At 70.4% G+C, this 12,674-nt stretch carries 14 protein-coding genes; 9 read left to right on the forward strand and 5 right to left on the reverse strand.

The window, feature by feature from the left end:
* Positions 1-11: 11 nt before the first annotated feature.
* Entirely contained in the window at positions 12-263 is a 252-nt protein-coding gene (locus BCF44_RS47860; protein ID WP_116181240.1) for a MoaD/ThiS family protein, read from the reverse strand.
* 4 nt (positions 264-267) lie between these two features.
* Complete coding sequence (moaA, locus tag BCF44_RS47865) at positions 268-1,326, reverse strand: GTP 3',8-cyclase MoaA (RefSeq protein ID WP_116181241.1); 1,059 nt, start codon at positions 1,324-1,326, stop codon at positions 268-270.
* A gap of 117 nt (positions 1,327-1,443) precedes the next feature.
* Between moaA and BCF44_RS47870 the strand changes: the two genes are divergently transcribed.
* The 9 genes from BCF44_RS47870 (at position 1,444) to BCF44_RS47910 (ending at position 9,993) form a co-directional block, all read left to right on the forward strand.
* The gene (locus BCF44_RS47870; RefSeq protein WP_116181334.1) at positions 1,444-1,944 is read left to right on the forward strand and encodes a MarR family winged helix-turn-helix transcriptional regulator; all 501 of its coding nucleotides are present in this window, start codon (positions 1,444-1,446) and stop codon (positions 1,942-1,944) included.
* Between the two features lie 76 nt (positions 1,945-2,020).
* A complete protein-coding gene (locus tag BCF44_RS47875; RefSeq protein WP_116181242.1) occupies positions 2,021-2,440 on the forward strand; it encodes a TOBE domain-containing protein in 420 nt (139 codons plus the stop codon).
* Complete coding sequence (gene modA / locus BCF44_RS47880; RefSeq protein ID WP_116181243.1) at positions 2,437-3,225, forward strand: molybdate ABC transporter substrate-binding protein; 789 nt, start codon at positions 2,437-2,439, stop codon at positions 3,223-3,225. The genes BCF44_RS47875 and modA overlap by 4 nt, the downstream gene beginning before the upstream one ends.
* A complete protein-coding gene (locus tag BCF44_RS47885) occupies positions 3,222-4,004 on the forward strand; it encodes an ABC transporter permease (RefSeq protein ID WP_246016240.1) in 783 nt (260 codons plus the stop codon). Before modA ends, BCF44_RS47885 begins: the two co-directional genes overlap by 4 nt.
* A gap of 73 nt (positions 4,005-4,077) precedes the next feature.
* Positions 4,078-5,172 carry a sulfate/molybdate ABC transporter ATP-binding protein gene (locus tag BCF44_RS47890; protein ID WP_116181244.1) on the forward strand — a complete coding sequence of 365 codons (1,095 nt, stop codon included), beginning with the start codon at positions 4,078-4,080 and terminating at the stop codon, positions 5,170-5,172.
* 4 nt (positions 5,173-5,176) lie between these two features.
* The gene (locus tag BCF44_RS47895; protein WP_116181245.1) at positions 5,177-5,962 is read left to right on the forward strand and encodes an HAD-IIA family hydrolase; all 786 of its coding nucleotides are present in this window, start codon (positions 5,177-5,179) and stop codon (positions 5,960-5,962) included.
* A gap of 132 nt (positions 5,963-6,094) precedes the next feature.
* Positions 6,095-6,892 carry a metallophosphoesterase gene (locus BCF44_RS47900; protein ID WP_116181246.1) on the forward strand — a complete coding sequence of 266 codons (798 nt, stop codon included), beginning with the start codon at positions 6,095-6,097 and terminating at the stop codon, positions 6,890-6,892.
* Between the two features lie 56 nt (positions 6,893-6,948).
* Positions 6,949-8,568, forward strand: a complete 1,620-nt coding sequence (locus BCF44_RS47905; RefSeq protein WP_116181247.1) for an AMP-binding protein — start codon at positions 6,949-6,951, stop codon at positions 8,566-8,568.
* Positions 8,569-8,676: 108 nt separating this feature from the next.
* Positions 8,677-9,993: a M14 family zinc carboxypeptidase gene (locus BCF44_RS47910; protein WP_116181248.1), complete on the forward strand. Its 1,317-nt coding sequence runs from the start codon at positions 8,677-8,679 to the stop codon at positions 9,991-9,993.
* 1 nt (position 9,994) lies between these two features.
* Here BCF44_RS47910 and BCF44_RS47915 read toward each other — a convergent pair whose 3' ends face one another.
* From BCF44_RS47915 to BCF44_RS47925, 3 genes are all read right to left on the reverse strand, one after another.
* Complete coding sequence (locus BCF44_RS47915) at positions 9,995-10,765, reverse strand: methyltransferase domain-containing protein (RefSeq protein ID WP_116181249.1); 771 nt, start codon at positions 10,763-10,765, stop codon at positions 9,995-9,997.
* A 137-nt stretch (positions 10,766-10,902) separates the two neighbouring features.
* A complete protein-coding gene (locus BCF44_RS56185) occupies positions 10,903-11,502 on the reverse strand; it encodes a hypothetical protein (RefSeq protein ID WP_170218146.1) in 600 nt (199 codons plus the stop codon).
* On the reverse strand, positions 11,477-12,673 hold the full coding sequence (locus tag BCF44_RS47925; protein WP_246016241.1) for a YncE family protein: 1,197 nt from the start codon (positions 12,671-12,673) through the stop codon (positions 11,477-11,479). Before BCF44_RS47925 ends, BCF44_RS56185 begins: the two co-directional genes overlap by 26 nt.
* Position 12,674 lies beyond the last annotated feature (1 nt).

Consider the following 12,674-nt stretch of genomic DNA (forward strand, 5'->3'; position numbering starts at 1 on the left):
CGGTCTCGCGCTTAACCGCCGGCGAAGGGCGGGAGCACGTCGAGCTCTGTCCCGCCGGCCAACGGGATCGTGGTGTCCCGCACGGCAACGCCGTCCAGCAGCAGGCTGGACGCCGTGAGCACGCGGGCGAATCCCTCCCCGTGCCGGTCCCGGACCAGCCGCAGCGCATCGTCCACGGTGGACTCCGGCGGCAGCGTCAGCTGCTCGTCGCCGACCCCGGCGGCCGCCTTGGCGCCGGCGAAGTAGCGGATCGTCACCACCACGCGGTCAGCCCCCGATCGCGCTCATCGGACGGTCCGGCTGTGCGAACCCGTCGTCGTTGATGCCATGGCCCTTGGCCTTGCCCCACATCGCGGCCCGCCACAGCTGGGCCAGTTCCTCGTCGGAGGCCCCGGCGCGCAGCGGCCCGCGCAGGTCGGTCTCGGTGGTGGCGAACAGGCACGTGCGCAGCGCGCCGTCGGCGGTCAGCCGGGTCCGGTCGCAGGCGGCGCAGAACGGCCGGGTCACCGAGGCGATGACGCCGACGGTGGCGGGGCCGCCGTCGACCAGCCAGCGCTCGGCCGGCGCGGCGCCGCGGGCCACCGGCTCCGGCGTCAGGGTGAAGCGGGCGCTCAGGCGGTCCAGGATCTCCTCGGCGGTGATCATCTTCGCCCGGTCCCACTCGTGCTGGGCGTCCAGCGGCATCTGCTCGATGAACCGCAGCTGGTAGCCGTGGTCCAGGCAGAACTGGAGCAGGTCCGGCGCCTCGTCCTCGTTCACGCCGCGCATCAGCACGGTGTTGACCTTCACGGGCGTGAGGCCGGCCTCGTGCGCGGCGGCCAGGCCCGCGAAGACGTCGTCGAGGCGGTCCCGGCGGGTGATCGCCGCGAACCGGTCCGGCCGAAGTGTGTCGAGGGACACATTGATGCGGTCCAGGCCGGCCAGCGCCAGTCCCCGCGCCTTGCGGGCCAGTGACACGGCGTTGGTCGTCAACGACATGCGGGGCCGCGGGCGCAGTTCCGCCGAAGCCGCGAGGATTTGCGCCAAATCCTTACGCAGCAGCGGTTCCCCGCCGGTGAACCGGAGTTCGCGCACGCCCAGTCGGTCCACCGCGACCCGGATCAGCCGGATCAGTTCGGCGCCGGTCAGCAGGTCCTGCCCCGGCAGCCACTCCAGCCCCTCGGCCGGCATGCAGTACGTGCACCGCAGATTGCATCGGTCGGTGAGCGAAACGCGCAGGTCGGTGGCCACGCGGCCGTAGGTGTCGATCAGGCCCGGCAGATCGGGGCGCGTCGAGACGTCAGGGGTGCTCCGCACGCCTGGGATGCCTAGCTCGACGGGTGCCATCACGATCAGCGTAGTCGGTGGACGCCCTAATCTTGACCGCCGCGGAACTGGCGTTCGGCGGTTATGATGTCTTGTGGACCAAGTGTCTTAGCAAGTAAGCAGGTTGAGGTGGTGGCGATGTCGGAGGCGGCGGAGACCAGGGCGGTCTACCCGGTCGGCGACGAGGAACTGGAGCGGTTCTCCTGGCTGGGCCGGGACTCGAGCCTCGTGACGGTGATGTTCCATGCCCGCGTCGCCGAGCAGCTGGGGCTGTCCGCCACCGACCACAAGTGCCTGGACCTGGCCGCCCGCGGCGGCCAGCCGATGACCGCCGGCCGGATCGCCGAGCTGTCGGGGCTGTCCACCGGCGCGGTCACCGGCGTGATCGACCGGCTGGAGCGGGCCGGCTACGTGCGGCGCGTCCGCGACCCGCACGACCGGCGCAAGGTGCTGGTCGAGGTCACCCTCAACGACCAGGACCCGGAGCGGTTCGGCGTGCTGTTCAAGGGGCTGACCGAGATGATGGCCCGGGTGCTCTCGCACTACACGCCCGAGCAGCGGGAGCTGCTGTACGAGTACGGCAGCGAGGTGGTCGCCGAGATGCGCACGGAGATCGCCAAGATCGCCGCCAAGGACTGAACCGATCGGGTCGAGAATCCGCATCTGCGGGCTCTTTCGTCTGTTCTCGCCGCACCAGCGGAGTTAGGCTCGGCCGGTGACTCGACCCGACCCGCCCACCTACCGCGTCTCCGAGGCGGCCGTGCTGCTCGGCGTGAGCGACGACACGGTGCGCCGCTGGCTGGACTCCGGCCAGCTCACCGCGGGCGTCGACGCCGCCGGCCGCAAGGTCGTCGACGGCGCGGAGCTCGCCGCGTTCGCGCGCGCCCAGGCCAGCGCCGTGCCCGACCCGTCCGGGGTGGGCCGCTCGGCCCGCAACCGGTTCGTCGGCCTCGTCACCGAGATCGTCGAGGACAAGGTGATGGCGCAGGTGGAGATCCAGAGCGGGCCGCACCGCGTGGTGTCGCTGATGAGCACCGAGGCGGTCCGCGAGCTCGGCCTGACCCCCGGCATGCTCGCGGTGGCCGTGGTCAAGTCCACCCAGGTGATCATCGAAACGCCGGGAGGCATGTCGTGAGGAAACTCGTCGTCGCCATCGGGTCGACCGCGCTGCTGCTGACCGCGTGCGGTGGTGGGGCGTCGTCGGCGGCGGGCTCGTCGTCGACCGCCAGCTCGGCCCCCAAGGAGTCCGGTACCCTCACCGTGCTCGCCGCGGCGTCGCTCACCACCTCGTTCAACAAGCTCAAGACCGAGTTCGAGGCGGCGCACCCGGGCGTCACGGTGAAGCTCACCTACGACGGCTCGTCCACGCTGGTGCAGCAGATCACCAACGGCGCCGCCGCGGACGTGTTCGCCTCGGCCGACACCGCCAACATGACCAAGATCACCAAGGCCGGGCTCAACGCCGGCACGCCGCAGCTGTTCGCGCGGAACAAGCTGGAGATCGCGGTCCCGCCGAACAACCCCAAGAACATCGCCAGCTTCGCCGACCTGGCCAAGCCCGGCACCATCGTGGTGGTGTGCGCGGACGCCGTGCCGTGCGGCGCGGCGGCGTTGAAGGTCGAGCAGGCCGCCGGCGTGACGATCACCCCGGCCAGCAAGGAAACCGCCGTCACCGGCGTGCTGTCCAAGGTGGAGTCCGGTGACGCCGACGCCGGCCTGGTCTACATCACCGACGTCAACTCGGCCGGCGGCAAGGTCAAGGGCATCGGGTTCCCCGAGGCGGACAAGGCGATCAACGACTACCCGATCACCGTGCTGAAGAACGCGCCGCAGGCCGCGCTGGCCAAGGAGTTCATCGACTTCGTGCGCGGGGACGCGGGCCGCAAGGAGCTCGGCGCGGTCGGCTTCCAGATTCCGTGAGACGGTCCGTCCCGGTCCTGCTCTGGGTGCCGGCGGCGCTGGCGCTGGCCCTGGTCGTCCTGCCCGTCATCGGACTGGTGACGCGCAGCGACCTGGGCCGGCTGCCGGAACTGGTGACCAGCCCGGCCGCGCTGGACGCCCTGTGGCTCTCGGTGCGGACGGGCGCGGCCGCCACCGTGCTGTCGGCGCTGCTCGGCGGCCCGCTCGCGCTCGTGCTGGCCCGGGGGCGGTTGCCGGGGCTGCGGCTGCTGCGGGCGATCGTGCTGCTGCCGTTGGTGCTGCCGCCGGTCGTCGGCGGCCTGGCGCTGCTGTACCTGTTGGGGCGTAACGGGTTCGGCGGTCAGGTGCTGGCCTTGTTCGACCTGCGGCTGCCGTTCACCACCGCCGCGGTGATCATCGCCCAGACGTTTGTCGCCATGCCGTTCCTGGTGATCGGGCTCGAGGGTGCCCTGCGGACCGCCGGCGAGCGCTACGAGGCCGTCGCCGCGACGCTGGGGGCCGCGCCCTGGACGGTGTTCCGGCGCGTCACCGTGCCGTTGTTGTTGCCGGCACTGGGTTCCTCGCTGGTACTGGCGTTCGCCCGGGCGCTCGGCGAGTTCGGCGCCACGATCACGTTCGCCGGCAACTTCGAAGGCACCACACAGACGCTGCCGCTGCTGGTGTACGAGCAGTCGCAGGCCGACGTGGACGCCGCCGTCGCGGTGTCGCTGCTGCTGGTTGTGCTGGCGATCGTGGTGATCGCCGTGGCCCGGCCCCGTTCGATCGAGGGCCGCCTGTGACCGAGCTTGCGAGGGCACCAATGAACACCGAGACCCGGGTCGCAGACCCGCCGAGCGCGAGCGAGGTGGGACTGTGACCCTGACCGTGGACATCGCCGTTCGTCGCGACGCCTTCGCCCTGTCGTTGCAGCTTTCCCTTGCGCAGGGGGAAGTCGTCGCGGTCCTTGGCCGTAACGGCGCGGGGAAGTCCACCTTGCTGTCGGCGCTGGCCGGGCTGCTGCGTCCGGACGAGGGGCGGATCGAGCTCGGCGGCCGTGTGCTGACCGACGCCGCCCGCGGCGTGCACGTGCCGTCCCATCTGCGTGGGGTCGGTCTGCTGGCTCAGGATCCGCTGCTGTTCCCGCACATGACCGTCGCCGCGAACGTCGCCTTCGGGCCGCGCTCCCGTGGTGTGTCCCGCCGAGAGGCCAACGCCCTGGTGGCGCAGTGGCTGTCCGATGTGGACGCCGCGGAGTTCGCTTCCCGACGGCCGGGCCAACTTTCCGGCGGCCAGGCGCAGCGGGTCGCCGTCGCGCGGGCACTGGCGTCCGAGCCGGAGTTGTTGCTGCTCGACGAACCCTTTGCCGCCCTTGACGTCGACGCCGCGCCGGCGTTGCGCACCATGCTCCGACGGGTGCTGCGCGACGCGTCCCGCACGGCCCTGCTCGTCACCCATGATCCGTTGGACGCCCTGGTCCTCGCCGACCGTGTTGTCGTGCTCGCCGACGGTGAGATCGTCGAACAGGGCGAGACACGGTCCGTGCTGAGCCGGCCCCGCACCGCCTTCACCGCCCGCATCGCCGGCCTCGACCTCGTCGGCGGCGTCTTCGGACCGTCCGGGCTGGTCGTCGACGACGTCGTGATCAGCGGCCACGCCCCGGAACCCATCGCCGACGGCGAGGCGGCGGTCGCCGTGTTCGCGCCGGCCGCCGTCGCCGTGCACACCGAGCCGCCCGGCGGCAGCCCGCGCAACGTGTTCGGCGCCGTCGTCGGCGGGCTGGAGCCGCACGGCGACATGATCCGGCTGCGGGCCGGTCGCAGCGTGGACGGTCCGTCCTGGGTGGACGGCCTGGCCGCCGACCTCACCGCCGCCGCCGTCGCCGACCTGCGGCTGGAGCCCGGCACCAGGGTTTGGCTTGCCGTCAAGGCGGCAGAGGTGGCCCTGCACCCCGTCGCCGGGGGATCATGAGGTCATGGTCTGGAACTACCTGATGGACATGGACGGCGTGCTCGTGCACGAGGAGCACATCATCGCCGGCGCCGACGAGTTCCTCGCCGAGCTGCGCGACCAGGGCATTCCGTTCATGCTGCTGACCAACAACTCCATCTACACCGCGCGCGACCTGCGGGCCCGGCTGCTGCGGACCGGCCTGGACGTGCCCGAGTCGTCGATCTGGACCTCCGCGCTGGCCACCGCCAAGTTCCTGGACACCCAGCGGCCCGGCGGCTCCGCGTACGTCATCGGCGAGGCCGGCCTGACCACCGCGCTGCACTCGATCGGGTACGTGCTCACCGACAGCGACCCGGACTACGTGGTGCTGGGCGAGACCCGGACGTACAGCTTCGAGGCCATCACCAAGGCCATTCGCCTGGTCGACGGCGGTGCGCGGTTCATCGCCACCAACCCCGACGAGACCGGCCCCAGCCGCGAGGGCCTGCTGCCCGCGACCGGCTCCGTCGCCGCGCTGATCGCCCGCGCCACCGGGCGCGAGCCGTACTACGTGGGCAAGCCCAACCCGTTGATGATGCGGTCGGCGCTGCGGGCCATCGGCGCGCACTCCGAGAGCACGCTGATGATCGGCGACCGGATGGACACCGACGTCCGCTCCGGGCTGGAGGCCGGCTTGCAGACCATTCTGGTCCTTTCCGGCATTTCCGGCGCCGAGACGGCCGAACGCTTCCCGTACCGGCCGACCATGGTGATCGACTCCATCGCCGACCTCGTCGGGCGCTCCGGCGACCCGTTCAAGCGCGACTAGCCACACACCGTGACCGCCCGCCTGCGGTCGGTTCACGAGGGTGAATCCGCAGCTCACGGAGATCATTTCGATACGGTCCGGTGACCGGCCTGCCCGGCGGCGGCCGGTCCGGACCACCTATCGTCTCTCATCGTGGGCGATGACGAACGAGACGAGTCGGTGTTCGTGGTCGGCGACGTCCATGGCCACCTCTCCGAACTGATCACCGCACTGCACTCCGCCGGCCTGACCACCCCCGAGGGGCAGTGGTCCGGGGGGCGGCACCGGCTGTGGTTCCTCGGCGACTTCGTCGACCGCGGCCCCGACGGCATCGGCGTCATCGAGCTCGTGATGCGCCTGTCCGACCAGGCCGACCGCGCCGGCGGTTTCGTCGGATCGCTGCTGGGCAACCACGAGGTGCTGCTGCTGGGCATGCACCTGTTCGGCGACACCCCGGTGCCGTCCGACTACGGCTTCCGCAGCTTCGCCCGCAGCTGGCACCTCAACGGCGGGCAGCTCAGCGACCAGACCCGGCTCACCGACCGGCACGTGCGGTGGCTCAGCGACCGTCCCGTCGCCACCGTCGTCGACGACCACCTGCTGCTGCACTCCGACACCACCGCGTACCTGTCGTGGGGCGACACCGTCGACGAGGTCAACGCCTCCGTCAAGGCGATCCTGCACGGCCGGGAGCTGGCCGACTGGTGGGACTGCTGGCACAAGATGACCACCCGCTTCGCCTTCCGCGGCGCCACCGGCGCGCAGACCGCCGACGAGCTGATGGGCAAGTTCGGCGGCAAGCGGATCGTGCACGGCCACAGCATCATCGCCGACCAGCTCGGCATCGAGCCGGACCAGGTGGACGGGCCCCTGTCGTACGCGGACGACAAGGTGCTGGCGGTGGACGGCGGCCTGTTCGACGGCGGTCCCTGCCTGGTCGTCGAGCTCTGACCGCCCACCCCCGCTCGGGGGTGGCAGTGGTGCGCGTCACAGGCGAGGATGGCCTCATGGTCGCGCTGCCCGCTTACGCCTCTGGAACCTCGGACGTGCCGCTGCTCGGCGACACCATCGGCGACAACCTGGACCGCACGGTCGCCCGCTTCGGCGACCGCGACGCCCTCGTGGACTGCGCCTCGGGCCGCCGCTGGACGTACGCTGAGCTGGCCGGGGACGTGGACGCGGTGGCGCTGGGGCTGCGGGAACTGGGCGTGGGCAAGGGCGACCGGGTCGGCATCTGGGCGCCGAACTGCGCGGAGTGGGTGCTGGTCCAGTACGCGACGGCGAAGCTGGGCGCGATCCTGGTCAACATCAACCCGGCCTACCGCGTGCACGAGCTGGAGTTCGTGCTGAACCAGGCGGAGATCGGCACGCTGGTGGCGGCGCCGACGTTCAAGACCTCGGACTACGAGGCGATGATCAACGAGGTCCGGCCGAACTGTCCGCGGCTGGCCACGGTGCTGCTGATCGGGCGTCCGGAGTGGACGGACGTGGTGGCAGCCGGTCGGACAAAGGATGCCAAGGCGCTCAAGGAGATCCGGCTGTCGCCGGACGACCCGATCAACATCCAGTACACCTCGGGCACCACCGGTTTCCCCAAGGGTGCGACGCTGTCGCACCACAACATCCTCAACAACGGCTACTTCGTCGGCGAGCTCTGCGGGTACACCGAGCGGGACCGGGTCTGCATCCCGGTGCCCTTCTACCACTGCTTCGGCATGGTGATGGGCAACCTCGGCGCGACCACGCACGGCGCGTGCATGGTGGTGCCGGCGCCGGCGTTCGACCCGAAGTCCACATTGGACGCGGTGCAGGCGGAGCGGTGCACCTCCCTGTACGGCGTTCCGACGATGTTCATCGCGGAGCTGTCGCTGCCGGACTTCGAGGACTACGACCTGTCCAGCCTGCGCACGGGGATCATGGCCGGCTCGCCGTGCCCGGTCGAGGTGATGAAGCAGGTCATCGACCGCATGGGCATGACCGAGGTGACGATCTGCTACGGCATGACGGAGACCTCGCCGGTGTCGACGCAGACCCGCGCCGACGACTCGCTGGACCGGCGGGTGGCGACGGTCGGCCGCGTGCACCCGCACCTGGAGGTCAAGATCGTCGACCCGGTGACCGGCCTGACCGCCGGCCGGGGCGAGCAGGGCGAGCTGTGCACCCGCGGCTACTCGGTGATGCTCGGCTACTGGGCCCAGCCCGACAAGACGGCCGAGGTGATCGACGCGGCCCGCTGGATGCACACGGGCGACCTGGCCGTGATGGACGACGACGGCTACGTGGCGATCACCGGCCGGATCAAGGACATGGTGATCCGCGGCGGCGAGAACATCTACCCGCGCGAGGTGGAGGAATTCCTCTACACCCACCCGGACGTGCTGGACGCGCAGGTGATCGGCGTGCCGGACGAGCGCTACGGCGAGGAGCTCATGGCGTGGATCCGGATGCGCCCGGGCGCTGAGCCGATCACCGCGGCGGCGGTCCGCGAGTACTGCGCGGGAAAGCTGGCGCACTACAAGATCCCGCGCTACGTGCACGTGGTCGACGAGTTCCCGATGACGGTCACCGGAAAGATCCGCAAGGTCGAGATGCGGGAGCGCGCGGCGGAAATCCTGCGCGGGGACTGAACCGGCACAGTGTGATCACCTTCGGGCGAACCAGACGAACGGCGGGTAGTCAGGCGCACACACCGTGTCGGTATGGTTACGCGGCGCCATCCGATGTGAGGAGCCGCCATGAGGTCTCGCGCCCTGATCCGCATTGCCGCCGGAGTCGCCGCACTGCTGCTCGTCGGGACCGCCTCCGCGGCCGCCGGCGACGACACACCCGTGATGTGGCGGGTGCCCATCACCGGGAACCAGGCCGCCCAGCTGGTCGCCGCCGGCTTCGACGTGGCCGAGACCGGCAGCGACGGCGTCGCCTACGTCACCGGCACCAACACGACCGCGCAGTCGCTGCGTGAACTCGGGTACCGGCCGACGAAGTTCGACACGATCTACAAGGATCTGCCGGAGCAGCGCAGCCTCGCGGCCGCCGCCGGCACGTTCTACGGCGGCTACCGGACCGTGGCCGCCCAGGAGCAGCACCTGAGCCAGGTCGCGGGCGCCCACCCGGACCTGGCCACGGTGTACGACATCGGTGACTCGTGGCTGAAGACCAAGGGCAAGGGCGGCCACGACATCGAGGCCGTCTGCCTGACCAAGAAGAAGTCGGGCGACTGCACGCTCAGCACCACCTCGCCCAAGCCCAAGTTCACGCTGATGGCGCAGATCCACGCCCGCGAGATCTCCACCGGCGAGCTGGCCTGGCGCTGGATCGACTACCTGGTCAACGGGTACGGCTCCGATGCGACGGCTACGTCCATTCTGGACACCACCGAGGTGTGGGTGATCCCGATCGCCAACCCGGACGGCGTGGACGCGGTGGCCTCCGGCGGCAACTCGCCGAAGATGCAGCGCAAGAACGAGGACAACAGCCGCGGCTCGTGCACCGGCACCAACGTGGGCGTCGACCTCAACCGCAACTCCACGTACAAGTGGGGCGGCGACTCCAACGCGCCCTGCGACGAGACCTACCAGGGGCCGTCCAAGGGCAGCGAGCCCGAGGTGACGGGGCTGGAGAAGTTCTTCCGGTCGATCTACCCGGTGCAGCGCGGCACCGGCGACGACGACCCGGCCCCGGTGACCGCCCGCGGCACGATGATCACGATGCACAGCTACGGCAACGACATCATCATTCCCTGGGGCTACACCGAGAAGACCTCGCCGAACGACCCGCAGCTGCGGGCGCTGGGCAAGAAGATGGCCGCCTCCAACGGATACACCGTCGACACCAACGGCGGCACCGTCGGCTACGAGACGTCCGGCACCACCGACGACTTCACCTACGGCGTGCTCGGCGTCGCCAGCTTCACCATCGAGGTCGGCTCGGACAGCGGCGCCTGCGGCGGCTTCTTCCCGAAGTACTCGTGCGTGGACAGCACGTTCTGGCCGGACATGAAGGGCGCCTTCACCGTCGCGGCGCAGGCGGCCGCGGCCCCGTACAAGCAGTAGCTCAGGACCGGCGGGCGGTCACGGTCCACAGCGCCGGGCCGTGCAGGCGAAAAGCCGGATCCGCCAACCGCGTCAGCACGTGGTCGACATCGGCCTCGGCCGCGCCGAAAGCCAGTAGGCGCGGCCGAAGTCGTTGGTAGGTCATGGCAAGAATGGTCGGCGCGGCCTCGCCGCCGTGTTGCACGTGCTGGTGACAGGTCGCGCGCGCGTCGGCGAGCCCGGCGGCGTCGACCATCGCCAGCAGCCGGGCGCCGAGATCGGGCTGCCACCCGGCATCCCGCACCGCCGCGTCGAAAGCCGTATGGACCTTGTCGAACGCCGGATCCGGTTCGGCCGGGCGCACCACCGTGAAGTCGATGTCGCCGAGCACGATGTGCCCGTTCGGGCGCACGCTCGTCACGAGCCGGTCCAGCACCTCCGCCCGATCGGGCAGGTGCTGCAACACCAGTCGGGTGTGCACGAGGTCGAATTCGGCCGGTGGCAACGGATCCGTGCGCACGTCGTGGCGGCGTACGGTGAGGTTCGGACCGGTTTGCAACGCGGAGACGTCGAGGTCGGTGGCCAGCACCGAACCGGTCGACCCGACCTCGGCGGCGAGCCAGCGGGCGATCGAGCCGGCGCCCGCGCCGACGTCCAGGCAGCGCCAGCCGACGGCCACCGGCAGCGACCGCAGCGCCTCGACGGTGAGCGGATCCTGGTAGCCCTGGATCAGCGCCAGCCGGGCCGCCTCGTCGTCCGGCGCGGCCGACGCGTGCAGCACGTACTCGTCCACGGTCGCCGATGGTGAGCCGCGTCCTGCGCCCTGTCAACCGGAGACGGCGTCACTGTCCGAAGTGGAATGACCACCCGATCGAGCGATACAGACACAGCTGCCTTATCGGGCGGAGTACACCATGATCGCAGTGTGACTCATCGTGAACTGCCCGCCAGCGGTCGAGGATGCTTCGCCGCGGTGATGATCGCGCCCATCGCCGCGTTCGCCGGCCTGGTCGGGCTCACCACGCTGCTCAGCGGCCACGACGACCAGGCCGCCGCCCCGTCGCCCGAGCTGCCGCACGTGACGAGGGTCAGTGAGACCACGTCCATGGAGACCGAGGTGACACCCGACACCGCCGAGACGACCGTCGTCGCCGAGCAGCCGCTCGCGCTCCGCAAGCCCGTGACCGGCGAGAGGTCCGCTCCGCGGGGCACGTCCGTCACCGTTCCGTCGGCGGTCGTGGCGTCCTCGTCGACCACGGTCGCCAAGCCGCGGACGCCGTGCACGGGACGCACGACCCCGCCGGAGAAGCCGTCGGCGACGACCACCACCGAGCGGCCGACCACCACGACGTCGTCACCGAAGCCCACCACCACAACGCCGACGGCCGCGAGCACGACGACAACCGTTGCGTCGACGCCGAAAACGTCGACCGGTGACACCACTGCGCCGAAGAAGTCGGCAAGCGACACCAAGGCGCCGAAGAAGTCCGAGGCGCCGAAACCGTCACCGAGTGATGCCGGTGTGCCCAAGTGAGTAGCGACCCGGCTGCGGCCAGACGCACAGCCCGTGCGGCTGGTTGCCCACCGGGATCTTCTTCAGCAGTGAACCGTCCTTTGTGGACAACACGTAGACGACGCCGTTGTACCGTCCGGAAAGCCACAGCTGCGTGCCGTCCGCGGTCACGTTGCCCATGTCCGGGCTGCCGCCGCCGGGGATCTGCCACTTGGCCTGCACCGCGCCGGTGTAGGCGTCGAGCACACTGACCGAGCCCTCGTGCCGGTTGGTGACGTACAACTGCTTGGCGTCACGGGAAATGTAGAGTCCGTGCGCGCCGCCGCCGGTCGGGATGAAGCGCAGCACCTTCGTCGCAGCGCCGTCGAGCACCCACACGCCGTTGCCGTCCGAGTCGGCGATGTAGTACACCGAGCCGTCCGGTGCGAGCTTGATGTCCTGCGGCCCCATCACGGTGTGCCGCTGCGGCATGTCGATCATGCGTAGCAGCTTGTGCGACGCGATGTCGATGACGGCCACCCGGCCGGCGAACTCGCAGGTGAACACCGCGATCCTGCCGTCCGGGCTGAAGTCGGCGTGGTCGATGCCGGCGCAGTCCGGCACGGCGGTCTCGCCTTTCTGCTGCCACGTCTGCGGGTCGTACCAGACGAGCTTGCGCAGTCGTTCCGCCACCGAGATGGCGAACTTCCCGTCGGGCGTGAAGTACATGTTGTACGGGTCGGTGACCGGGATCTGCTTGCCCGGCAAGCCCGTCCTCGGGTCGAACGGCAGCAGGTGATCGCCCATGTCGTCGGTGGCGTACAGGGTCTTCATGTCGTAGGACGGCACCACGTGCTGGAGTTCCCGGCCCGCCGGGTACTTCGCGATCACCTGGAACGTGGTCGGGTCGATCACCCACACGTCGCCGGAGCCGCTGTGCGGCACGTACACCAGCGGCCGGTCCTGTTTCACGTTGTCCTGCACCATGTTCGCGCCGGCGTCGGCGTAGACATCGTGCGGATCCGACACCGGCGGCATGCCGGTCAGACCATCCACAAGGGATCGTGGCGTGGTCGTCGTAGCCGGCGTGGGCTTGGTCGTCGTGGTGGTGGGAGCCGGCTTCGGTTCCTCGGCCGCGGGAGCCGACGAACACGCCGTCAGCGCGGCGGCGCAGGCGAGGGCGAGCAGCGCCCGTCCGGACTTGGGCAAC

The sequence above is a fragment of the Kutzneria buriramensis genome (assembly GCF_003387475.1).
GTDB classification, from domain to species: Bacteria; Actinomycetota; Actinomycetes; order Mycobacteriales; family Pseudonocardiaceae; genus Kutzneria; species Kutzneria buriramensis.

Coding starts and splice junctions, on each gene's coding strand:
- moaA (WP_116181241.1), bottom strand. CDS start 1,326: ATGGCACCCGTCGAGCTAGGCATCCCAGGCGTGCGGAGCACCCCTGAC.
- BCF44_RS47870 (WP_116181334.1), top strand. CDS start 1,444: ATGTCGGAGGCGGCGGAGACCAGGGCGGTCTACCCGGTCGGCGACGAG.
- BCF44_RS47895 (WP_116181245.1), top strand. CDS start 5,177: ATGGTCTGGAACTACCTGATGGACATGGACGGCGTGCTCGTGCACGAG.
- BCF44_RS47905 (WP_116181247.1), top strand. CDS start 6,949: ATGGTCGCGCTGCCCGCTTACGCCTCTGGAACCTCGGACGTGCCGCTG.
- BCF44_RS47910 (WP_116181248.1), top strand. CDS start 8,677: ATGAGGTCTCGCGCCCTGATCCGCATTGCCGCCGGAGTCGCCGCACTG.